Raw genomic sequence first — 22082 nt, forward strand, 5'->3', positions numbered from 1 at the left:
GGCTCGCGGGCCGGGCGGACAGGGGGCGCTGGCGGGCGGACCGGACACGGCGCGCGGGCCGGGCGAACCGGACACAGCGCGCGGGCGGGTCCGGCCGGTCCGGCGACCGCCGTCGGGCGACCCCTCTCTCAGGCGACCGTCAGGACGATCTTGCCCGTGGTGCGGCCCCGCGCGCCGATCTCGTGCGCCTTCGCCGCCTCGGCCAGCGGCAGCACCGTCTCCACCAGCGGCTTCAGCTCGCCCCGCGCCACCAGGGCCGCGATCTCGCGCAGGCCCAGGTGGTCCGGCTCGACCAGCACCCAGTCCGCCCGCAGCCCGTCCCGCGGCGCGGGGACGCTGTCCGGGCCGGGCAGCGTGATCAGCCGGCCACCGGCGCGGAGCACGTCCAGGGATCGCTCGGCGGTCTCCCCGCCGAGCCCGTCCAGCACGACGTCGATGTCGGACACGACGTCCTCGAAGCGCACCGCGCGGTAGTCGACCACCTCGTCGGCGCCCAGCTCCCGCAGCAGGTCGTGCTTGGCAGCGCTGGCGGTGCCGATGACGTACGCGCCGCGGGCCTTGGCGATCTGCACGGCGAAGTGGCCGACGCCGCCGGCCGCCGCGTGCACCAGCACCCGCTCACCGGGGCGCACGTCGGCCGCGTCCACCAGGGCCTGCCAGGCGGTCAGCGCGGCCAGCGGCAGCGCCGCGGCCTCCACGTGGGTCAGGGACTCCGGCTTGGGCGCGAGGTGCCGGGCCGGGGCCACCACGTACTCGGCGTAGCCGCCCGCCTGCCGCGGGAAGAGTGGCATCCCGAAGACCTCGTCGCCGGGCCGGAACACCGTCACGCCGGGACCGACGGCCTCCACCGTGCCGGACACGTCCCAGCCGAGCACCGGGACCGGGCCCCACTCGATCAGGGCGCCGTTCTCCCGGACCTTCCAGTCCACCGGGTTCACCCCGGCCGCGTGCACCTTGACCAGGACCTCGTTCAGCCCCGGCTCCGGGCGCTCGACCTCCCGCTCGACCAGGGTCTCGGGTCCGCCCCACTGCTCCACGACCACCGCACGCATGCTGTCCGCCTCGTTCTCGTCTCGATCTGTTCGGCGCCGGGCGTCTCCCGGCGCGACGCAGTCCACGATCCGGCAGCGCCACCGCCCGTGGTGTTGGCCGGATGGCCACTATGTGACAGGATCTGGCCATGAGCGAGATGCGGATGACGGGACCGGGACCAGGACCGGGACCGGGACCGGGACCGGGACCGGGACCGGGACCGGGATCCGGCGGCGACCGGGACGGGGCGGCGCCCGGCGCCGGGCTTGGCGGCCGTGCCGTGCCCGGCAGCACCGCACCCGGCACCGCCGAAGCCCCCGCCGAGCCCGGCACCGCCGCACCGGCCGGCACCGCCGAAGCCCCGGCCGAGCCCCCGGTCGAAGCCCCGGCAGCGCCTCCCGCAGGCCGCCTGCACCGCATCGCCGTGCTCGCCCTCCCCGGCGTGCCCCCCTTCGAGCTCGGCATGCCCTCCCGGGTCTTCGGCAGCGCCATGGACGCCGAGGGCCGCCCGCTGTACGAGGTCACCGTCTGCACCGCAGACGGCGCCCCCGTGCTCACCGACGCCGGCTTCACCGTGCAGCCCGCGGCCGGCCCCGAGGCCATGGCCGCCGCCGACACCGTCATCGTGCCGCCCACCCACGCCATGCCCGAGCTGGGCCGCGGCGGCCCGCTGCCCCCCGAGGTCACCGCCGCCATCGCCGGCATCCGGCCCGGCACCCGCCTGGTGTCCATCTGCACCGGCTCCTACGTGCTGGCCGCGGCCGGACTGCTCGACGGCCGGCCCGCCACCACCCACTGGCACCTGGCCCCGGAGTTCCGCCGCACCTACCCCACGGTCAAGGTCGACGAGGAGGTCCTCTTCGTCGACGACGGCGACGTCCTGACCTCGGCGGGCGTGGCCGCCGGCGTGGACCTGTGCCTGCACATGATCCGCCGCGACCACGGCGCCGCCGTCGCCAACCGGGCCGCGCGGATCTGCGTCGTACCGCCGTGGCGCGACGGCGGCCAGGCCCAGTACATCGACCGCCCCGTCCCCGAGCCGACCGTCGCCACCACCACCGCGACGCGCGCCTGGGCCCTGGAGCGCCTGGACACCCCGCTCTCCCTCGCCGAGCTGGCCGACCACGCCCGGATGAGCCTGCGCACCTTCACCCGGCGCTTCCGCGACGAGGTCGGCATGACGCCGGTCCAGTGGCTCACCGCCCAGCGCCTGGAGCTCGCACGGCAGTTGCTGGAGACCACCGACCTGCCCGTCGACCTCGTCGCGCACCGGGCCGGCTTCGGCTCGGCGGGCTCCCTGCGCCAGCACATGCGGGCCGCGTTCGGCGTCTCGCCGATCGCCTACCGCCGTACCTTCCAGCCCGCCGCGGCATGACCTCTCGGGTAATCGCCCCGACGGGCGCGGCGCGGCACGATCGTCCTCGTACGGAGTCCGACTCCCCGAGGAGCGAAGAGACATGACGGCTTATGCCATCGGCCACATACGCCCCGAAACGATGAACGAGGACATCCTCCGCTACATCGAGACCATCCAGTCCACCCTGGACCCCTTCGGCGGCCGCTTCCTCGTCCACGGCGCGCAGGTCGAGGTGGTGGAGGGCCCCTGGCCCGGCACGGTCGTGGTGATCGGCTTCCCCGGCATCGCCGCCGCCCGCGCCTGGTACGCCTCCGAGGCCTACCAGGCCCTGATCCCGCTGCGCACCCGCCACATGGAGGGCGAGGTCGTCCTGGTCGAGGGCGTCCCGGCCGACTACGACCCGGCCAGGACGGCGGCGGCCCTGCGCGCCGGGGCCGGCCTCTGACGCTGCGCGCCGGGCTGCGTACCCGTCCGGGTACGAAAGGCGCAAGGCTGAACGGGCGCGGTGCCCCGGTGCGGGGCGGCCGCTGCCCGCCCCGGCCGTCACCGCCCCGGACAGGGGCCCGGCGCCGGCCGGCGGGGTGCGAGCATGGGCGCATGGCTACTCATCTCATCACCGGTGCCGGCTCCGGCATCGGCGCCGCCGTCGCCGCCCGCCTGCACGCCCGCGGCGACGACCTGATCCTCCTCGCCCGCGACGCCGCCCGCGGCAAGGAGCTCACCGCCCGCTACCCCGGCTCGCGCGCCCTCGTCGCCGACCTCGCCGACCCCGACCGGATCTCCTGGGCCTTCTCCCACCAGGCCCTGCCCGAGCGGCTCGACTCCCTGCTGCACGTCGCCGGCATCGTGGACCTCGGACCCGTGGCCGAGCTGCGCCCCAAGACCTGGCACCAGCAGCTCAACGTGAACCTGATCGCCCCCGCCGAGATCACCCGCCTCCTGCTGCCCACCCTGCGGGCCTCCCAGGGCCAGGTCGTCTTCGTGAACTCCGGCGCCGGCCTGAACGCCCACCCCGACTGGAGCGCGTACGCCGCCTCCAAGCACGGGCTCAAGGCCCTCGCCGACTCCCTGCGCGGCGAGGAGCGGGCCAACGGCGTGCGCGTCACCTCCGTCTACCCGGGCCGCACCGCCACGCCCATGCAGGCCAAGGTGCACTCCCAGGAGGGCAAGGACTACGATCCCGCGGCCTGGATCGACCCCGAGTCCGTGGCCACGACCATCGTCATGGCCGTCGACCTGCCGCGGGACGCCGAGGTGAACGACCTGACCGTCCGGCCGGGCCGATGACGGCCACCGGAGTCGGCTCCCTGCCGGGCGGCGACGCCCGCGAGGCGGCCAGGACGGTCACCGGGACCTTCGAGGACTTCGCGTACCTGCCCGAGCTGCCCGCCCGGGGCCCCGGCGCCGACATGATCGGGCGCTCCCTCGGCCTGCTCGTGGACCTGTACGCGCACGTCGAGCCGAGCGGCTGGCGGGTCAGCGACCGGCCCGGCCGGGACACCAAACGGTCCCGCTCCTGGCTCGGGGAGGACCTCGACGCCCTGGAGGAGTTCACCCAGGGCTACGAGGGCCGGCTGAAGGTCCAGGCCGTCGGCCCGTGGACGCTCGCCGCCGCCCTGGAGCTGCGCGGCGGCGAGGCCGTTCTCCAGGACGCCGGCGCCTGCCGCGACCTCGCCGGGTCCCTCGCCGAGGGACTGCGGGCGCACCTGGCCGACGTACGCAAGCGGGTGCCGGGCGCCGAGATCGTGCTCCAGTTCGACGAGCCCTCGCTGACGGCCGTCCTGCGCGGGCGGGTGCGCAGTGCCAGCGGCTACCGGACCTACCGGGCCGTGGACCGGCAGGTCGTCGAGGGGGCACTGCGGGACCTGTTCGCGGTCCACGACGGGGACGTGGTCGTCCACTCGTGCGCCCCCGAGGTGCCGTTCGCGCTGCTGCGGCGGGCCGGCGCGGCGGGCGTCTCGTTCGATTTCTCGCTGCTCACCGAGCGCGAGGACGACGCCATCGGCGAGTCCGTCGAGGGTGGCCTGAAACTCTTCGCCGGAGTGGTGCCGGGCACCGACGTCGCGTTGTCAGACCCTGCGGGTAGCGTCATGGGTGTCAGGAAGCTTTGGCGCAGGCTGGGGCTGGCCCCGGGGACTCTCGCCGAGTCCGTCGTGGTCACTCCGTCGTGCGGTCTGGCGGGCGCCTCGCCCGCTTACGCCCGTGCGGTTCAGGCCCACTGCGTCAGGGCGGCGAGGTCGCTCGCCGACAACCCTGAGTGACGGACCGACGGGGCCACGGGAGGACACGGCATGGCAGCCGAACAGCAGGAGACGGTACCGGCGCAGGTGCGTGAGCAGCACCAGTTGCTGGCCGAGCAGGTCGAGGAGCACCGCTTCCGGTACTACGTCAGCGACCAGCCGGTCATCAGCGACGCCGAGTTCGACAAGCTGCTGCGCTCCCTGGAGGCACTGGAGGAGCAGTACGCGGAGCTGCGCACGCCCGACTCGCCCACCCAGAAGGTGGCCGGGGCGTACGAGACGGATTTCGCCTCCGTCGAGCACCGCGAGCGCATGATGTCCCTGGACAACGCGTTCGACGACGAGGAGCTGGCCGCCTGGGCCGAACGGGTGGCGCGGGACGCCGGCACCGCCGACTACCACTACCTGTGCGAGCTGAAGGTGGACGGCCTCGCCGTCAACCTCACCTACGAGCACGGGCGCCTGACCCGGGCCGCCACCCGCGGCGACGGCCGCACCGGCGAGGACATCACGCCCAACGTGCGCACCATCGCCGAGATCCCCGACCGCCTCAAGGGCGACCGGATCCCGGCCCTGGTGGAGATCCGCGGCGAGGTCTTCTTCCCGATGGAGAAGTTCGAGGAGCTCAACGCCCGCCTGGTCGAGGCGGGCGACAAGCCCTTCGCCAACCCGCGCAACGCGGCGGCGGGATCGCTGCGCCAGAAGGACCCCAAGGTCACCGCGACCCGCCCGCTGCACATGGTGGTGCACGGCATCGGCGCCCGCGAGGGCCTGGAGATCGCGAGCCTGTCGCAGGCGTACGACCTGCTGCACGAGTGGGGCCTGCCCACCGCCAGACACAACAAGGTGGTCGCCGGCCTGGACGAAGTCCGGGAGTTCATCGCGTACTTCGGCGAGCACCGGCACTCCGTCGAGCACGAGATCGACGGCGTCGTGGTCAAGCTGGACGAGATCCGGCTCCAGGGCCGGCTCGGCTCCACCGCCCGCGCCCCGCGCTGGGCCATCGCGTGGAAGTACGCGCCGGAGGAGGTCAACAGCAGGCTGATCGATATCAAGGTCGGCGTCGGCCGCACCGGGCGGGTCACCCCGTACGCCCAGGTGGAGCCGGTGAAGGTGGCCGGCTCCGAGGTCGAGTTCGCCACCCTGCACAACCAGGACGTGGTCAAGGCCAAGGGCGTGCTCATCGGCGACACCGTCGTGCTGCGCAAGGCCGGCGACGTGATCCCCGAGATCCTCGGCCCGGTGGTGGACCTGCGCGACGGCACCGAGCGGGAGTTCGTGATGCCCGCCGAGTGCCCCGAGTGCGGCACGCCGCTGCGCCCGATGAAGGAGGGCGACATCGACCTGCGCTGCCCCAACGGGCAGACCTGCCCGGCGCAGCTGCGCGAGCGGCTGTTCTACCTGGGCGGCCGGCAGTGCCTGGACATCGAGAACTTCGGCGCGGTGGCCGCGGCCGCCCTCACCCGGCCGCTGGAGCCGGCCGAGCCGCCGATGCGCGACGAGGGCGACCTCTTCGACCTGACGGTCGAGCAGCTGCTGCCCATCAAGGCGTACGTGCTGGACCCCGACAGCGGGCTGCCCAAGCGGGACCCGAAGACGGGCGAGGAGAAGATCGTCACGGTCTTCGCCAACCAGAAGGGCGAGCCGAAGAAGAACACCCTGGCGATGCTGGCGAACATCGAGGCCGCCAAGGACCGCCCGCTGGCCCGCGTCATCAACGGCCTGTCGATCCGCCACGTCGGCCCGGTCGCCGCCGAGGCGCTGGCCCGCGAGTTCCGTTCCGTCGAGCGGATCGAGCAGGCCACCGAGGAGGAGCTGGCCGCCACCGACGGGGTCGGCCCGATCATCGCCGCCTCCCTCAAGGAGTGGTTCGCGGTCGACTGGCACCAGGAGATCCTGCGCAAGTGGCGGGCGGCCGGCGTCCGGATGGAGGAGGAGGGCTCCGGCGAGGAGGAGGGTCCGCGCCCGCTGGAGGGCCTGACCGTCGTCGTCACCGGCACGCTGCAGAACCACACCCGGGACGGCGCCAAGGAGGCTCTGCAGAGCCGCGGCGCGAAGGTCACCGGGTCGGTGTCGAAGAAGACCTCGTTCGTCGTGGTCGGCGACAACCCCGGCTCCAAGTACGACAAGGCCGTGCAGCTGAAGCTGGCGATCCTCGACGACGCGGGCTTCGAGGTGCTGCTGGAGCAGGGCCCGGACGCGGCGCGCGAAGCCGCCCTTCCGGTGGAGGGCGCCGCGCCCGGCGGGGAGTGACGGGCGGTGGGGAGTGACGGCCGGCGGGAAGTGACGGGCGGCGGGGAGTGACGCCCGTCGGGAAGTGACGGCCGACGGGAAGTGACGGCCGACGGGAAGTGGCGGCCGGCGGGAAGTGACGGCCGGTCACCCGTCCGAGCCGGCCCGGGGAAGGAGGTGACGGCGAGCGGGAGCGAGGCGTGTGGCCGCACGGGCGGGCGCACGCCGGGTGCGAGAGGCCGTCGTGAACGGCTGGTTGAGGGCTAGCCGCAGGGCCGTGACCTGTCGGATCATCGGACGGGTGACGTGGGGGGCCCGGTCCGAACTCACCCGTTCGGCGGATACCGTACTGATGAGGATGGCTGGGTCGCATTCGGGCAACCGCCGCCGACCGCTGCCCCTGGGAGCCTCCTGCGGCCTACTGTTGAGGGGTGCGCCTGTCGTGCACGGCTGCGTGGTGCGATTCCAGCCGTGATGGCATGACATCGGGGCCATCGCGTGACATCGGCATCGCCGGCTGTGAGAGGGACGGGTATGGAACCCACCGAAAGCGCCGACCCGTCACCTGAATTCGGCGGGGACGCACCGTCCGTGCGGACGGGGAGGTTCGGTGTCCTGGGTGCCAGGACACCCGAGACGCACCCGCTGGACGCCGGCGCGCCCGCGGCCGGACCCGGGTGGCGTACCGCGCTGCCCTTCGCCACCATGGGACTGGCCTTCGTCCTCCTCGCCCTCGGCCTCGTCCGCGCCCTGACCGACCGTCAAGCCCTGTTCCCCGGCGGCACCGCCGGCTGGGCGCTGGCCCTGCTCACCGGCATCATCGTCGGCCACCTCGTCGCGCTCGGCCGGGACCGCTGGTGGGGCGGCACCGGCTCGGGCGCCGCCCTCACCCTCGGCGTCCTGCTCCTGTACGGCTGGATCCCCGCCGGCCTGGTCTCCCTGGCCGTGGTCTCCCTCGTCGGCGCCGCCCGCCGGCACCGCTGGCGCCAGGGCCTGCTGCACGGCTCCGTCGACATCCTCGGCATCGGCGCGGGCGCCCTCGTCCTCGCCGCCTTCGGCCAGACCCCCACCGTCGAGGCGCCCTGGCGGCCGACCGACTGGACCCCGTCCGCGGCGCCCGAGGTGCTGCTGGTCGCCGTCGCCTACCTGCTCGTCACCCGCGCACTGCTGTGGTTCGCGCTGTCCCCGCGCGGCGGCGGCCTGCCCACCGTCGCCCGGACGGCCCTGCTGCGCCAGGGCCTGGTGGCCATCGCCCTGCTCGGCATCGCCCCGCTGATCTGCGTCGTCGCCGTCACCCTGCCTGTCCTGCTGCCGCTGTTCGCGGTCCCGCTCATCGCCCTCGACTCCACCCTGTGGATCGCCCGCGCCCGCGCCGAGGAGCAGCTGCGCGACCCGCTGACCGGCCTGCCCAACCGGCAGTGGCTGCTGGAACGCGCCTGGACCGCCCTGGACGAGGCTGAACGTTTGGGCACCCGGTCAGCTCTTGTGCTGATCGACCTGGACCGCTTCCGCGCCGTCAACGACACACTCGGCCATCTGGCGGGCGACCGGCTCCTCCTCCAGATCGCCGAGCGCCTGCGTCAGGCCCTCCCCGAGGACGCCGAGGCCGCCCGCCTGGGCGGCGACGAGTTCGCCGTCCTCCTGCCCGTCGCCGACTCCCAGACCAGCGCCCAGCGGGTCGCCCGCCACCTCGTCGCCGAGCTCAGCTCCCCGCTCGACCTCGACGGCCTCACCCTCGTCCTGGAGGCCAGCGCGGGCCTGGCCGTCTTCCCCGACCACGCCCTCGACGCCGAGGGCCTGCTGCGCCGCGCCGACGTCGCCATGTACCAGGCCAAGCGCGACCGCACCGGCGTCGAGGTCTACGAGTCCAAGCGCGACAGCAACACCCCCGACCGCCTCGGCCTGCTCGGCGACCTGCGCCGCGCCCTCGACGCGGGCGAGGTCGAGCTGCACTACCAGCCCAAGGTCCGCTTCGACGGCCAGGTGGCCGGCCTGGAGGCCCTGGTCCGCTGGGTGCACCCCGAGCGCGGCCGGGTCCCCCCGGACGAGTTCATCGCCATCGCCGAGACCTCCGGGCTGATGCCGCACCTGACCGAGTACGTCCTGGAGACCGCGCTGGCCCAGGTCGCCCGCTGGCGCGCCCAGGGCCTGAAGGTCCCGGTCGCCGTCAACGTCTCCCCGCGCGACGTGCACACCCCCGGCTTCGCCGGCGCCGTCGCCGCCCGCCTCGCCCGGCACGGCGTACCGGCGGGCGCCCTCCAGCTGGAGATAACCGAGCACGTCCTCCTGGAAGACCCCCAGCGCGCCGCCGACACCATGGCCGGCCTGACCGGGCACGGCGTGAAGATGTCCCTGGACGACTTCGGCACCGGCTACTCCTCCCTGGTCCACCTGCGCCGCCTGCCCGTCAGCGAGCTGAAGATCGACCGCTCGTTCGTGGCCCGGCTGGCGGTCGACGCCCAGGACGCGGAGATCGTCCGCTGCACGGTCGACCTCGCCCACTCGCTCGGCCTGCTGGTCGTCGCCGAGGGCGTCGAGGACGACGAGACCTGGGAGCACCTGCGCGTCCTCGGCTGCGACGCCGTCCAGGGCTGGCTCGTCGCCGCCGCCATGCCCCCGCAGGAGGCCACGGCCTGGCTCCTGGCCCGCGGCGAACGAGGCTGGCGCCGCCCGGCGGACATCACGGCAGAACTGTCGGACACCCCGGCGTCCTGACCCTCCCGCTGCGCGGGGCCCTTCCCCTCCCCGCCCCTTCCCGTAACCGGGGGCATCGCCCCGGACCCCGCCTTCGGGGGCTCCGCCCCCGGACCCCCGCGCCTCAAACGCCGGCGGGGCTGGATATGGGCGCACCTATCCAGCCCGCGCGGCGTTTGAGCGCACGGGCGCGAAGCGCACGTATAGGGGGGTCCGGGGGCGGAGCCCCCGGTTACGGGAAGGGGCGGGGAGGGGAAAGACCCCGCGCAGCGGCCACCACCAGCAGCAGCGCCGACCCCCCAGCCTTAACCGTTTCGGCACCCAGGGGCCGAGCCCCATAGGATTGGCCCCGAAACTACACACTCACCCCAGAGGATCGCTGCATGCCTGGCATCACGCGCGAGGAGGTCGCCCACCTCGCTCGGCTGGCGCGTCTGGAACTCGCCGACGAAGAGCTTGAGCACTTCGCCGGACAGCTCGACGACATCATCGGCGCGGTCGCCCGCGTCGCCGAGGTCGCCGACCAAGACGTACCGCCGACCTCCCACCCGCTGCCGCTGACCAACGTCATGCGCGCGGACGAGGTCCGACCGTCGCTCACCCCCGAGCAGGCGCTCTCCGGCGCCCCGGCACAGGAGCAGCAGCGTTTCAAGGTGCCGCAGATCCTGGGGGAGGACTAACACGTCATGACCGACATCATCAAGCTCACCGCCGCCGAGATCGCCGAGAAGATCGCCGCCGGCGACCTCACGGCCGTCGAGGTCACCGAGGCCCACCTCGCCCGCATCGAGGCCGTGGACGAGAAGGTCCACGCCTTCCTGTACGTGGACCGCGAGGGCGCCCTCGCCCAGGCCCGCGCCGTCGACGCCAAGCGCGCCGCCGGCGAGAAGCTGGGCCCGCTGGCCGGCGTACCGCTCGCGCTGAAGGACATCTTCACCACCAAGGGCGTGCCCACCACGGTCGGCTCCAAGATCCTCGAAGGCTGGATCCCGCCCTACGACGCCACCCTGACGCGCAAGCTCAAGGAAGCGGACGTCGTCATCCTCGGCAAGACCAACATGGACGAGTTCGCCATGGGGTCCTCCACCGAGAACAGCGCGTACGGCCCCACCGGCAACCCCTGGGACCTCACCCGTATCCCCGGCGGCTCCGGCGGCGGCTCCTCCGCGTCCCTCGCGGCGTACGAGGCCCCCCTCGCGATCGGCACCGACACCGGCGGTTCCATCCGCCAGCCGGCCGCCGTCACCGCGACCGTCGGCGTGAAGCCCACCTACGGCGGGGTCTCCCGCTACGGCATGGTGGCCTTCTCCTCCTCCCTCGACCAGGGCGGCCCGTGCGCCCGTACGGTCCTGGACGCGGCCCTGCTGCACGAGGTCATCGCCGGCCACGACCCGCTGGACTCCACCTCCATCGACGCCCCGGTCCCGCCGGTCGTCGAGGCCGCCCGCAACGGCTCGGTGGCCGGCATGCGCGTCGGCATCGTCAAGCAGTTCCGCGGCGAGGGCTACCAGGCCGGCGTCATGCAGCGCTTCGACGAGTCCGTCGAGCTCCTCAAGGAGCTGGGCGCCGAGATCGTCGAGCTGGACTGCCCGTCCTTCGACCTGGCGCTGGCCGCGTACTACCTGATCGCGCCGTCGGAGTGCTCCTCCAACCTCGCCCGCTTCGACGCCATGCGCTACGGCCTGCGCGTCGGCGACGACGGCACCAAGTCCGCCGAGGACGTCACGGCCCTGACCCGCGAGGCCGGCTTCGGCCCCGAGGTCAAGCGCCGCATCATGCTCGGCACGTACGCGCTCAGCTCCGGCTACTACGACGCGTACTACGGCTCCGCCCAGAAGGTCCGCACCCTCATCACCCGCGACTTCGAGAAGGCCTTCGAGCAGGTCGACGTGATCGTCTCCCCGACGACCCCGACCACCGCCTTCCCGATCGGCGAGCGCGCCGACGACCCGATGGCGATGTACCTCGCGGACCTGTGCACCATCCCGACCAACCTGGCCGGCAACGCCGCCATGTCGCTGCCCTGCGGCCTCGCGCCGGAGGACGGCCTGCCGGTCGGTCTGCAGATCATCGCCCCGGCGATGAAGGACGACCGCCTGTACAAGGTCGGTGCCGCCGTCGAGGCCGCCTTCGTCGAGCGCTGGGGCCACCCGCTGCTTGAGGAGGCACCGTCGCTGTGAGCGCACTGACCAAGGCCAAGGGCTTCAAGAAGTCCAAGACCGGTACGTACCTGTCGATCGGCACCACCGCCTTCGGTGCCATCAGCGTGATCAAGCAGGCCCGCAAGGCCCGCTCCGAGCACGACACGCTGCAACTGGTCGACGCCGTTGTGTCCGCCGCCGCGATCGTCACCGGCCTCGCCATCCTGTACCGGGAGCTGAAGCGCCTGGGCGACGACGACGTCCTGCTGGGCTGAGAGGGAAAGTTTCACCGTGACCGTCACTGAACTCCTGTCGTACGACGCGGCCCTCGCGGCGTACGACCCCGTCATGGGCCTCGAGGTCCATGTCGAGCTCGGCACCAGGACCAAGATGTTCTGCGGCTGCTCCACCGAGCTGGGCGCCGAGCCCAACTCGCAGACCTGCCCGACCTGTCTCGGCCTGCCGGGCTCCCTGCCGGTCGTCAACGCGATCGGCGTCGAGTCCGCCATCAAGATCGGCCTCGCGCTCAACTGCGAGATCGCCGAGTGGTGCCGCTTCGCCCGGAAGAACTACTTCTATCCGGACATGCCGAAGAACTTCCAGACCTCCCAGTACGACGAGCCGATCGCCTTCAACGGCTACCTGGACGTCCAGCTGGAGGACGGCGAGGTCTTCCGCGTCGAGATCGAGCGCGCCCACATGGAGGAGGACACCGGCAAGTCGACCCACGTGGGCGGCGCGACGGGCCGCATCCACGGCGCCTCGCACTCCCTCCTGGACTACAACCGCGCCGGCATCCCGCTGATCGAGATCGTCACCAAGCCGATCGTCGGCGCCGGCGAGCGCGCTCCCGAGGTCGCCAAGGCGTACGTCGCCGAACTGCGCGAGCTCATCAAGGCGCTCGGTGTCTCCGAGGCCCGCATGGAGATGGGCCAGATGCGGTGCGACGTGAACCTCTCGCTGATGCCGAAGGGCTCCGAGAAGTTCGGTACGCGCAGCGAGACGAAGAACGTCAACTCCCTGCGCTCGGTGGAGCGTGCCGCCCGCTTCGAGATCCAGCGGCACGCCGCGGTCCTCCAGTCCGGCGGCACGATCATCCAGGAGACCCGCCACTTCCACGAGGACGACGGTTCCACGACGTCGGGCCGCGTGAAGGAGGAGGCGGAGGACTACCGCTACTTCCCGGAGCCGGACCTGGTGCCGGTGGCCCCCTCGCGCGACTGGGTCGAGGAGCTGCGGGCCACGCTGCCCGAGCTGCCGCGCGTACGCCGCAACCGGCTGCGCGAGGACTGGGGCATCAACGAGCACGACATGCAGTCGATCCTCAACGCCGGTGCCGTGGACCTGATCGTCGCCACCATCGAGGCCGGCGCCGACTCGGCCGCCGCCCGCAAGTGGTGGATGGGCGAGCTGGCCCGCAACGCCAACGAGCAGGGCAAGGGCCTCGACGAGCTGCCCATGACCCCGGCCGACGTGGCCCGGGTCGCCGCGCTCGTCGCGGAGGGCTCCCTCAACGACAAGCTGGCGCGCCAGGTCATCGAGGGCGTCCTCGCGGGCGAGGGCACCCCGGACGAGGTCGTCGACAAGCGCGGCCTGAAGGTCGTCTCGGACGAGGGCGCGCTGGGCGCGGCCGTGGACGAGGCCATCGCCGCCAACGCCGGCATCGCGGACAAGATCCGCGGCGGCAAGGTCGCCGCGGTCGGCGCCCTGGTCGGCGCGGTCATGAAGACCACCCGAGGCCAGGCCGACGCAGCCCGCGTCAAGGAACTCATCCTGGAGAAACTGGGCGTCTCGGAGTAACCCGAGCCCTGGCCGACACAGCACGACGGCCCCGCACCCGGATCGTTTCCGGGTGCGGGGCCGTCGTCGTACCGGCGCCGGCTCGGAGCCGTCGGCTCAGGGCCGTCGGCTCAGGGCAGTCTGCTCAGGGCCGTCCGCTCACAACCAGCCGCGCTGGGCCGCCTTGAGCCCGGCCTCGAACCGGCTGGTCGCGTTGAGGCGTTCCATGAGCGCCGCCATCTGCCGCCGTACCGTCCGCAGGGAGACACCCAGCCGCTTGCCGGCCGCCTCGTCGGTCATCCCCGCCGCCAGGAGCTTCAGCAACTCCTGCTCCCCGGCGGTGATGCCGTCCTCCGGCGTCTGCGGGCGGGCCGCGCCGAGCGGGACGGCCGTCTCCCAGGTCTGCTCGAACAGAGCGACGAGCGAGGCCACGATGCCCGGGGACGTCGTGCACAGTGCGCCGAGCCGGGAGTTCGCCGGGTCGATCGGGACCAGCGCGGTCTCCCGGTCGAAGACCAGCATCCGGGGCGGCAGGACGGGACTGGTGCGCACCTGCCCGCCGAGCTCCGTCGTCCACTGGGCGTAGGCGAGCGTCGCCGCGTCGTTCCTGGCGCTGTCCTGGTAGACCACCCGCATGTCGACGTGCCGGGCCATGGCCTCCTCGTCCAGCGGCCGGGAGGCGTCCAGGCTCGCCCGGGACTGGGCACCCCCGGGCATGATCGCGAGGCACTCCCGGGTCAGTCCCCGGGTGAGCACCTCCAGCCGGGACTGGATGGCGTCGAGGCCGACGAGCCGCTCCGCGCCGTCCGCCCGTGTGTTCGGCCGCAGGTCGGCGAACTCGGCCACAGCACGGGCCGCGGCCGCTCTGCTCAATGCGAGTTCCTGCTGCCTACGGGCGAGGTCCTGCTCCTGGCGCCGGAGGATCTGTTCGAGACCGGCCTCCGGGCTGACGACCCGGAGCGCGCCCGGCGTGTCCCGGGAGCCGGTGAGCAGCCCCAGATCGACCAGTTGGTCCAGTCCGTCCCGTACCTGGAACTCCGTCAGGCCGAGTCGTTCCCCCAACTCGGCCACTCCGCCGCCCTGTTCGGCCAGCAGCTCCCGGTACACCGCAGCTGCCTGGGCGGTCAGCCCCAATGCCTGCAACAACGTTCTCAGCCCCCCAGCTGTGACACTCCCCGAAGGTCGGTCGGCCCCCGGGCGATTTGATCTTAATGCCCGTTCGGAGGTGGTCGGGGAACGGCACCAAGGTGCCAGGCCCATTGGTGACAGGCGTATCCCCTTCCATGCGTCGCCGCAGGTCAGCAAGATATTGATCACCGGGACGGCGGGGCAGGAGCCCCACCCCAGGCCAGGGCCGAAAGGCCGGACCGGCGCAGCGCGCACCACTCTTCCACTACCGTTCGTGCATGTCCCAGGGGGGGATCTCCATGTCTCGTCGCGCTCACTTCGCTGCTGCCGCCGGCCTCGCCGCTCTCCTGTCCGCCGGCGTCGCCGCCGTCGCTCCCGCCGCCCTCGGCAGCGGCTCCACAGTCATCGGCTGGGACTCGGTCCGGGCCGCGAGCCCCAAGGTGATCGGCTGGGACACGCCGCAGGCCGCCGGCTCCGGGGTCCCGCTGCGCGTCATCGGCTGGGACTGACCCGATGCGGATGATCCACGCCTGCCTGACCTCCACGGACAGCGGCCTGCCCACCGCGACGGCCGTTCCCCTCGTCCACGACCTGGTGTGGGCACACGCCAGGCCCTCCGACGGGCTGGAACACCTCCGGGCCCGGCCCGCCCCGTACGGCGGTCTCGACGTCGTGCTCTTCGTCCGCGCCCGGTCCGACGGGACGGCACGGAACCAGATGCGCGCCCTGCTGGGCCGCGTGGCAGGTCCCGCCGCCACCCACGGATTCGCCATCCACCTCGCCTGATCCACCGAACTTCCGACTTCCGCCTCGTTCGAGGCATCGACCGACCGGCACCCGGCCCCGCGTGATCGCTCCCGCCGCGCCCGCTGCCCGTCCTCCTCTTCTCGACCTTCCGGCACCGGCCGTTCCTCCGGCCTGCCCGCACACCACTGGAGAACACCCATGTCCCGCGCTCTGCGCCGTACGTCCGCCACCGCCCTGCTCGCGGCCGGCCTGGCCTCCGTCGTGCTGACCACGACCGTCCCGGCGAACGCCGCCGAGACGCCCGTGGCGCCGTCCATCGCCACCCAGGCGGACCAGGGCACCATCACCTCGTTCACCCCGACCGTCCCCAACCCGACGACCGCCACCCGGGCCCAGCTCGACGCGGCGGCCTCCGCCGGCCGGAAGAAGGCCTCCCCCTTCCTGGCCGCTCCGCAGAGCCTGGCAGCCGATTCGAGCGTGGCCGGCCCGATCAGCCGCGCCGAGGTCATCGCCCGGGCCCGGACGTGGGTGGACGCGGGAGTGCCGTACAGCATGACCAGCTACCGCTCCGACGCGAACGGCCGCTACCGCACGGACTGCTCCGGCTTCGTCTCCATGGCCTGGCACCTCTCCTCGTCCTCGGCCAACAACTACGGCGAGACCACCGGCACCCTCCTGGAGTTCACCTCCTCGATCTCCAAGGAGTCCCTCAAGCCCGGTGACGTCCTGCTCAACCCCGACCCGGGCGCCAGCGGCCACGTCGTCATCTTCAACGGCTGGGCGAACGCCGAGCACACCCGCTACGACGCCTACGAGCAGGCCGGCAGCGTCGGCGCGGTCCACCGAGAGATCCCCTACCCGTACTGGTCCGGGCACGGCACCTTCAGCCCCCGCCGCTACGACAACATCATCGACGACGCCCCGCCGGCGGTTTCCGGCGCGGCCCGGACGGTCGGCGCGGACTTCAACGGTGACGGCAAGGCGGACATCGCCGGTATCGACGCCAACAACAACTTGAAGCTGTACACGGGTGACGGCGCGGGCCACGTTTCCGGCGGCAGCAACATGCTGGGCGACAACGGCCTGTGGAAGAACTTCAAGTCCCTCGCCGCGGGCGACTTCAACGGCGACGGCAAGCAGGACATCGCCGGTATCGACGCCTACAACAACATGAAGCTGTACACGGGCGACGGCGCCGGCCACGTCGGTGGCGGCAGCAACATGCTGGGCGACAACGGCCTGTGGGCCAACTTCAAGTCGATCACCGCCGGTGACTTCAACGCCGACGGCAAGCAGGACATCGCGGGCATCGACGCGAACAACAACCTGAAGCTGTACACCGGTGACGGCGCCGGCCACCTGGGCGGCGGCTCGGACATGCTCGGCAACAACGGCCTGTGGGTGAACTTCAAGGGCATCACGGCGGGCGACTTCAACGCCGACGGCAAGCAGGACATCGCCGGTATCGACGCGAACAACAACCTGAAGCTGTACACCGGTGACGGCGCCGGCCACCTGGGCGGCGGCTCGGACATGCTCGGCAACAACGGCCTGTGGAAGGGCTTCCGTTCCCTGCTCTCCGCCGACTTCAACGGTGACGGCAAGCGCGACATCGCCGGTATCGACGCCTACAACAACATGAAGATGTACGAGGGCGACAACGCGGGTCACGTCTCGGGCGGCATCAACATGCTCGGCAACAACGGTCTCTGGGCGGGCTTCTAGAGCAACGCCCCGCTCCCTTCCAACCGCGCTGTCCCTCACCCAGAAACGAGCACATCCAGCCGTGAGCAAGAACAAGAAGGTCCTGTCGGCCGCCGTCGTCGGCCTGGCCTCCCTCTCCTCCCTCCTCCTCGCCACCACCGGCGCGGACGCCGCCTCCGTCACCACGTGGGACAAGGTCGCCCAGTGCGAGAGCGGCGGCAACTGGAGCATCAACACCGGCAACGGCTACTACGGCGGCCTGCAGTTCTCCGCCTCGACCTGGACCGGCTTCGGCGGCGGTGCGTACGCCTCCCGCGCCGACCTGGCCACCAAGAAGCAGCAGATCCTCATAGCCGAGAAGGTCCTCGCCGTGCAGGGCCAGGGCGCCTGGCCGAACTGCGGCCCCGCCGCCGGACTGGGCGCCGACCACGCCGACCCGTACCCGGCGACCCCCGACCCGCTGCCGACGAAGCCGATGGCGCGGACGGTGGCCGGTGACTTCAACCGCGACGGCAAGACGGACATCGCCGGTATCGACGCCTACAACAATCTGAAGCTGTACACGGGTGACGGCGCGGGGCATGTCTCCGGCGGTAGCAACATGCTGGGTGACAACGGCCTGTGGAAGAACTTCAAGGCCCTTGTGGCTGTCAACTACAACAGGATCGGCTCGGACATCGCCGGAATCGATGCCAACAACAATCTCAAGCTGTACATCAACCAGCCCGTCGGCAACGGCATTCTTTACCCCGGTGACAACTACATGCTCGGGAACACGGGACTCTGGGCAAACTTCAAGTCCATCGCCTCGGGCGACTTCAACAGCGACGGTAACCCGGACATCGTGGGAATTGACGCCTACGACAATCTGAAAATGTACAAGGGTGATGGCCTTTACGTCTCTGGCGGCACCGACATGTTGGGCAGCACCGGCCTCTGGAAGAACTTCAAGGCCATCACCGCCGGTGACTTCAACGGTGACGGCAAGCAGGACATCGCGGGCATCGACGCCAACAACAACCTGAAGCTCTACACGGGCGACGGCGCCGGCCACGTCTCCGGCGGCAGCAACATGCTCGGCAGCAACGGCCTGTGGGCCGGCTTCCGCTCCCTCATGGCCGGTGACTTCAACGGTGACGGCAAGCAGGACATCGCCGGTATCGACGCCAACGACAACATGAAGATGTACACGGGCGACGGCGCCGGCCACGTCTCGGGCGGCATCGACATGCTCGGCAGCAACGGCCTGTGGGCCGGCTTCTGATGGCTGGCACCCACCGCCGCCGCCGCGCCCTCGTCACGGGCGCGGCGGCGCTCGCCCTGGCCCTCGCCGCCCCAGTCACCGTCACCGCGGCCGCACAGCCCGCCGCGGCGGAGGGAAGCGGCGTTCAGCTGACCAAGGCGCCCCGGGACCACCAGCTGTTCCCCCGCGACCGGGTCTCCGGCAACGCCGTCGTCCCGATCGCCGGCAGCGTGACTCGCACCGGTACGACGGCCGTCCGCCTGGACGTCCTGCGGGACGGCACCCAGGTCTCCAGCAGCAGCGTTCCCGTCGGCGGAGCGGGCGCGACGTTCTCGTTCGCGCCGGAGATCCACGCGAGCCTGAACAGCTACACCTTCCGCCTCTACGCCGTCTCCGGGTCCACCGCCACGCTCCAGGCCACGTGGAGCGACATCGTGGCCGGAGACGTGTTCGTGGTGAACGGCCAGTCCAACGCCACAGCCCGCAAGCAGTTCCCGTCCAACCCGGACAACCCCTCCGACACCTCCAACTCCAGCAACGGCGACCGGTCGCCCTGGGTCCGGACGTTTGGCTCCTCCACGAGCGACCCGGCCGCAGCCGTCCAGGACGACACGTGGCGGACCGCGGAGGGCGACGGGTACCAGGCCCCGGGCGCGGTCGGCCAGTACGCGCTGCGCCTGGGCCGCCAGGTGGTGAACACCTACGGCATCCCGGTCGCCGTGCTCCAGGGCGGGCACGAAGCGACGCCGATCGGCTTCTTCCAGCGCAACGACGCGAACCCGGCGGCCGCCGACACCAACTACGGCCGCCTCCTGGGCCGCGCGCAGCGCGCCGGCGTCCAGCAGCAGGTCCGCGGGATCTTCTGGTACCAGGGAGAGTCCGACAACAACGACGTCGCGGCCCAGACCGCCGGCTTCCGCTCGCTCCTGGACGACTGGAAGAGCGACTACCCCGGCCTCCAGCACGTCTACGCCCACCAGATCCGCAACGGCTGCCTCGATGCCGGAGGCCGGCAGCAGAACTCGTACGAGGAGCGCGAGGCCCAGCGCCGGTACGCCGACCTCCCCGGAGTCACCGTCCTGTCCACCACGGGCCTGAACGGTCAGGGCCCCGACAACTGCCACTTCTACTACGCCGGCGGCTACCGTGACCTCGCCGACCGCGACTTCGTCGCCGTGGCCCGCGACTACTACGGCGGCAGCACGACGGCGAGCACCGCACCCGACCCCGCCCGGGCGTGGTTCTCGAACGCCGACCGCACCGAGATCACCATCGCCCTGCGCCGGCCCTCGGACGCACTGGTCGCCGGCTGTGGTCCGGTGACCGACTTCCTCGTCAACGGCAGCCCGGTGTCCGTGGCCGCCGTCGCCGTCCGCCCCGGGTTCGTCCACCTGCGGCTGACCGGACCGGCGACAGGCGCGACCGGCGTCAGCTACGTCGGCCACGACGGAGCCGGCCCCTGGATCACCAACAGCAACGGCATGGGCCTCCTGGCCTTCTACGACCTCCCGCTTCCGGCGGGCCAGGCCGTTGCCTTCCCGACGCCCCTCACCACGTGCCCCACCCCGCCGAAGCCGCGTCCGACGGCACGGACGGTCGGTGCGGACTTCAACGGTGACGGCAAGCAGGACATCGCCGGTATCGATGCGAACAGCAACATGAAGTTGTACGTGGGTGACGGCGCGGGCCACGTTTCCGGTGGCAGCGACATGCTGGGCAGCACCGGCCTGTGGGCGAACTTCAAGGCGATCACGGCCGGTGACTTCAACGGTGACGGCAAGCAGGACATCGCGGGCATCGACGCGAACAGCAACATGAAGTTGTACGTGGGTGACGGCGCGGGCCACGTTTCCGGTGGCAGCGACATGCTGGGCAGCACCGGCCTGTGGGCGAACTTCAAGGCGATCACGGCGGGCGACTTCAACGGTGACGGCAAGCAGGACATCGCCGGCATCGACGCCGACAACAATCTGAAGTTGTACGTGGGTGACGGCGCGGGCCACGTCTCCGGTGGCAGCGACATGCTGGGCAGCACCGGCCTGTGGGCGAACTTCAAGGCGATCACGGCCGGTGACTTCAACGGTGACGGCAAGCAGGACATCGCGGGCATCGACGCGAACAGCAATCTGAAGCTGTACGTCGGTGACGGTGCCGGCCACCTGTCCGGCGGCAGCGACATGCTCGGCAGCACCGGTCTGTGGAAGGGCTTCCGTTCCCTGCTGTCAGGCGATTTCAACGGTGACGGCATGCGTGACATCGCCGGTATCGACGCCAACGACAACATGAGGATGTACGAGGGCGACAACGCCGGCCGTGTCTCCGGCGGCACGGACATGCTCGGCAGTACGGGCCTCTGGTCCGGCTTCTGACCGGCGCCCCGGCCCACACCATGCGGCCCCGCACCCGGAAACGGGCGCGGGGCCGCATGGCGTTCCGGGAGGGGCCGCTGACCTGGCCAAACATCGACGCTCGGCGCTGGAGATGTCGGTCTCCTCGTATAGCCTCCTCGGAAATCTTGGGGGTGGGGATGACGAGCGGTGACGGCAGCAAAGACTTGGAGATGGATCCGGTCGCTGTGCAGAACATCCAGGACGGCCTGCGGTCTGCGATCGGGGAGTTGCGTGAGTTCGGCACGGAGGCCTCGGCGGTGGCCGGGTCCGGCATGAGCGGGCTGGCGCTGACGGGTATGGAGGCCGGTCATCCGGCGGTGGCCTCGGCCTTGGAGGGCTTCTGCGAACGCTGGGACATGGGTGTGGCCAGCCTCGTCATCAGCACCAGCGCCCTGGCCAACCGCCTGGGTATTGCGGCCGGTTCGTTGTGGGAGGAGGACCAGTACCGCGAGGGCACGTTCAAGGTGCTGCTCAATGCCGGTATCGGCAACCCCTACGCGTCGGAGGACGAGATCGAGAAGAAGTCCATGGACGCGATCCTGTCGGATCACGCGCTCAAGCGGGAGACGCCGGAGCAGGCCCGTCAGGCCAGGGAGGATTTCGACCGCACCTGGGCCGCCACCAAACACAGTCTGCTCAACGAGGGCTACGGCGGCAGCCTGTTGGAAAATCTTGCCGAAGTGCAGGGAGTGGACCGCGAGGAGCTCGATCGCGTACGCAACCCCCAAGGCACAGAACAGCAGGGCGGTGCACAAGGTAGTGATCACCGCGGTGCTCAGGGGGGCAGTTTCTGATGGGTGGTGGGAACTGGCTGGAGCGAGGTGCGGCCCTGACGGGCGACGCCGTCGAATGGTTCGGTGACAAGACCGCTGACGCGCTGGAGGACGTCGGCTGGCAGGAGGGCGCCAACGCGGTCCGCAACACGGCGAACTCCGTGGCGAACGGTCTGGGCGCCGACGTCGGGGAGGTCGAACTCGGCCAGAGTGATGACCCCAGGCAGCTGATCCACGGAAGTGCGGCCGCCCTGCGGACGACCGCTGGGCACCTGCGTGATTTCCACGCGGCCTTCACCCACACCGGGGAAGGCCTGAGGAAGCTCGGCACGGACGGCATCTCGGGGGAGACGGCTGACGCCTTCCGGGACTCCGTCCAGGAGAAGGCCCCACGCTGGTTCGCGGCCGCGACCGCCTTCGAGACGGCGGCCGGCACGGTCGGCCGGTTCGCCGACACGGTGACATGGGCACAGAACCAGGCGAAGGAAGCGATCGAGGAGTACAAGACCGCGGTCAAGCTGTCGGAGAACGCCCGCAGCGCCTACAACACGTGGGTCAAGGACTACGAGTCAGCTGTGAAGAGTCGGCAGGATCCGCTGCCGGCCCGCCCGGCGGGTTTCAC

General features: G+C 71.6%; 18 protein-coding genes and 1 pseudogene. 17 read left to right on the forward strand and 2 right to left on the reverse strand.

Features of this window, described 5'->3' with window-relative positions; translation table 11 throughout:
* Positions 1 to 128: 128 nt before the first annotated feature.
* The gene (locus tag GPJ59_RS07735; protein WP_219665712.1) at positions 129 to 1052 is read right to left on the reverse strand and encodes an NADP-dependent oxidoreductase; all 924 of its coding nucleotides are present in this window, start codon (positions 1050 to 1052) and stop codon (positions 129 to 131) included.
* A 389-nt stretch (positions 1053 to 1441) separates the two neighbouring features.
* Here GPJ59_RS07735 and GPJ59_RS07740 point away from each other — a divergent pair, with 389 nt between their 5' ends.
* From GPJ59_RS07740 to gatB, 10 genes are all read left to right on the forward strand, one after another.
* Positions 1442 to 2407: a GlxA family transcriptional regulator gene (locus GPJ59_RS07740; protein WP_258024026.1), complete on the forward strand. Its 966-nt coding sequence runs from the start codon at positions 1442 to 1444 to the stop codon at positions 2405 to 2407.
* Positions 2408 to 2489: 82 nt separating this feature from the next.
* Positions 2490 to 2834 (forward strand): DUF1330 domain-containing protein, encoded by a 345-nt coding sequence (locus tag GPJ59_RS07745; protein WP_219665713.1) that lies wholly within the window; start codon positions 2490 to 2492, stop codon positions 2832 to 2834.
* Positions 2835 to 2986: 152 nt separating this feature from the next.
* Positions 2987 to 3676, forward strand: a complete 690-nt coding sequence (locus GPJ59_RS07750) for an SDR family oxidoreductase (protein WP_219665714.1) — start codon at positions 2987 to 2989, stop codon at positions 3674 to 3676.
* Positions 3673 to 4650: a methionine synthase gene (locus GPJ59_RS07755; RefSeq protein ID WP_219665715.1), complete on the forward strand. Its 978-nt coding sequence runs from the start codon at positions 3673 to 3675 to the stop codon at positions 4648 to 4650. Before GPJ59_RS07750 ends, GPJ59_RS07755 begins: the two co-directional genes overlap by 4 nt.
* Positions 4651 to 4680: 30 nt before the next feature.
* Positions 4681 to 6882 carry an NAD-dependent DNA ligase LigA gene (ligA, locus tag GPJ59_RS07760; protein WP_219665716.1) on the forward strand — a complete coding sequence of 734 codons (2202 nt, stop codon included), beginning with the start codon at positions 4681 to 4683 and terminating at the stop codon, positions 6880 to 6882.
* 513 nt (positions 6883 to 7395) lie between these two features.
* Complete coding sequence (locus tag GPJ59_RS07765; RefSeq protein ID WP_219665717.1) at positions 7396 to 9576, forward strand: putative bifunctional diguanylate cyclase/phosphodiesterase; 2181 nt, start codon at positions 7396 to 7398, stop codon at positions 9574 to 9576.
* Positions 9577 to 9938: 362 nt separating this feature from the next.
* Complete coding sequence (gatC, locus tag GPJ59_RS07770) at positions 9939 to 10235, forward strand: Asp-tRNA(Asn)/Glu-tRNA(Gln) amidotransferase subunit GatC (RefSeq protein WP_219665718.1); 297 nt, start codon at positions 9939 to 9941, stop codon at positions 10233 to 10235.
* Between the two features lie 6 nt (positions 10236 to 10241).
* The gene (gatA, locus tag GPJ59_RS07775) at positions 10242 to 11735 is read left to right on the forward strand and encodes an Asp-tRNA(Asn)/Glu-tRNA(Gln) amidotransferase subunit GatA (RefSeq protein WP_219665719.1); all 1494 of its coding nucleotides are present in this window, start codon (positions 10242 to 10244) and stop codon (positions 11733 to 11735) included.
* A complete protein-coding gene (locus GPJ59_RS07780) occupies positions 11732 to 11971 on the forward strand; it encodes a hypothetical protein (RefSeq protein ID WP_219665720.1) in 240 nt (79 codons plus the stop codon). Before gatA ends, GPJ59_RS07780 begins: the two co-directional genes overlap by 4 nt.
* Positions 11972 to 11987: 16 nt before the next feature.
* Entirely contained in the window at positions 11988 to 13496 is a 1509-nt protein-coding gene (gatB, locus tag GPJ59_RS07785; protein WP_219665721.1) for an Asp-tRNA(Asn)/Glu-tRNA(Gln) amidotransferase subunit GatB, read from the forward strand.
* A gap of 138 nt (positions 13497 to 13634) precedes the next feature.
* Here the strand turns inward: gatB and GPJ59_RS07790 are convergent, their stop codons facing one another.
* Positions 13635 to 14621 (reverse strand): helix-turn-helix domain-containing protein, encoded by a 987-nt coding sequence (locus GPJ59_RS07790; RefSeq protein ID WP_219665722.1) that lies wholly within the window; start codon positions 14619 to 14621, stop codon positions 13635 to 13637.
* Positions 14622 to 14902: 281 nt separating this feature from the next.
* On the opposite strand from GPJ59_RS07790, the gene GPJ59_RS07795 reads away from it, so the two are divergent.
* The 7 genes and pseudogenes from GPJ59_RS07795 to GPJ59_RS37200 all read left to right on the forward strand — a co-directional run.
* Positions 14903 to 15112, forward strand: a complete 210-nt coding sequence (locus tag GPJ59_RS07795) for a hypothetical protein (protein ID WP_219665723.1) — start codon at positions 14903 to 14905, stop codon at positions 15110 to 15112.
* A 4-nt stretch (positions 15113 to 15116) separates the two neighbouring features.
* Positions 15117 to 15389: a hypothetical protein gene (locus GPJ59_RS07800; RefSeq protein WP_219665724.1), complete on the forward strand. Its 273-nt coding sequence runs from the start codon at positions 15117 to 15119 to the stop codon at positions 15387 to 15389.
* Between the two features lie 159 nt (positions 15390 to 15548).
* The gene (locus GPJ59_RS07805; protein ID WP_219665725.1) at positions 15549 to 17075 is read left to right on the forward strand and encodes a C40 family peptidase; all 1527 of its coding nucleotides are present in this window, start codon (positions 15549 to 15551) and stop codon (positions 17073 to 17075) included.
* A gap of 61 nt (positions 17076 to 17136) precedes the next feature.
* The gene (locus tag GPJ59_RS38410; RefSeq protein WP_308120181.1) at positions 17137 to 18318 is read left to right on the forward strand and encodes a transglycosylase family protein; all 1182 of its coding nucleotides are present in this window, start codon (positions 17137 to 17139) and stop codon (positions 18316 to 18318) included.
* On the forward strand, positions 18318 to 20666 hold the full coding sequence (locus tag GPJ59_RS07815; protein WP_219665726.1) for an FG-GAP-like repeat-containing protein: 2349 nt from the start codon (positions 18318 to 18320) through the stop codon (positions 20664 to 20666). Before GPJ59_RS38410 ends, GPJ59_RS07815 begins: the two co-directional genes overlap by 1 nt.
* A 152-nt stretch (positions 20667 to 20818) precedes the next feature.
* A complete protein-coding gene (locus GPJ59_RS07820) occupies positions 20819 to 21481 on the forward strand; it encodes a hypothetical protein (RefSeq protein ID WP_219665727.1) in 663 nt (220 codons plus the stop codon).
* Positions 21481 to 22059: pseudogene (locus GPJ59_RS37200) on the forward strand (putative T7SS-secreted protein); the annotation flags it as partial. The gene GPJ59_RS07820 and the pseudogene GPJ59_RS37200, both read left to right, overlap by 1 nt.
* Between the last annotated feature and the right edge of the window lie 23 nt (positions 22060 to 22082).

The sequence above is a fragment of the Streptomyces bambusae genome, from assembly GCF_019400985.1.
GTDB classification, from domain to species: domain Bacteria; phylum Actinomycetota; class Actinomycetes; order Streptomycetales; family Streptomycetaceae; genus Streptomyces; species Streptomyces bambusae_A.

Excerpts from the sequence above, each read along its gene's own strand:
- GPJ59_RS07735 (WP_219665712.1), bottom strand. The coding sequence starts at position 1,052 with ATGCGTGCGGTGGTCGTGGAGCAGTGGGGCGGACCCGAGACCCTGGTC.
- GPJ59_RS07745 (WP_219665713.1), top strand. The coding sequence starts at position 2,490 with ATGACGGCTTATGCCATCGGCCACATACGCCCCGAAACGATGAACGAG.
- GPJ59_RS07750 (WP_219665714.1), top strand. The coding sequence starts at position 2,987 with ATGGCTACTCATCTCATCACCGGTGCCGGCTCCGGCATCGGCGCCGCC.
- GPJ59_RS07755 (WP_219665715.1), top strand. The coding sequence starts at position 3,673 with ATGACGGCCACCGGAGTCGGCTCCCTGCCGGGCGGCGACGCCCGCGAG.
- ligA (WP_219665716.1), top strand. The coding sequence starts at position 4,681 with ATGGCAGCCGAACAGCAGGAGACGGTACCGGCGCAGGTGCGTGAGCAG.
- GPJ59_RS07765 (WP_219665717.1), top strand. The coding sequence starts at position 7,396 with ATGGAACCCACCGAAAGCGCCGACCCGTCACCTGAATTCGGCGGGGAC.
- gatC (WP_219665718.1), top strand. The coding sequence starts at position 9,939 with ATGCCTGGCATCACGCGCGAGGAGGTCGCCCACCTCGCTCGGCTGGCG.
- gatA (WP_219665719.1), top strand. The coding sequence starts at position 10,242 with ATGACCGACATCATCAAGCTCACCGCCGCCGAGATCGCCGAGAAGATC.
- GPJ59_RS07795 (WP_219665723.1), top strand. The coding sequence starts at position 14,903 with ATGTCTCGTCGCGCTCACTTCGCTGCTGCCGCCGGCCTCGCCGCTCTC.
- GPJ59_RS07800 (WP_219665724.1), top strand. The coding sequence starts at position 15,117 with ATGCGGATGATCCACGCCTGCCTGACCTCCACGGACAGCGGCCTGCCC.
- GPJ59_RS07805 (WP_219665725.1), top strand. The coding sequence starts at position 15,549 with ATGTCCCGCGCTCTGCGCCGTACGTCCGCCACCGCCCTGCTCGCGGCC.
- GPJ59_RS07815 (WP_219665726.1), top strand. The coding sequence starts at position 18,318 with ATGGCTGGCACCCACCGCCGCCGCCGCGCCCTCGTCACGGGCGCGGCG.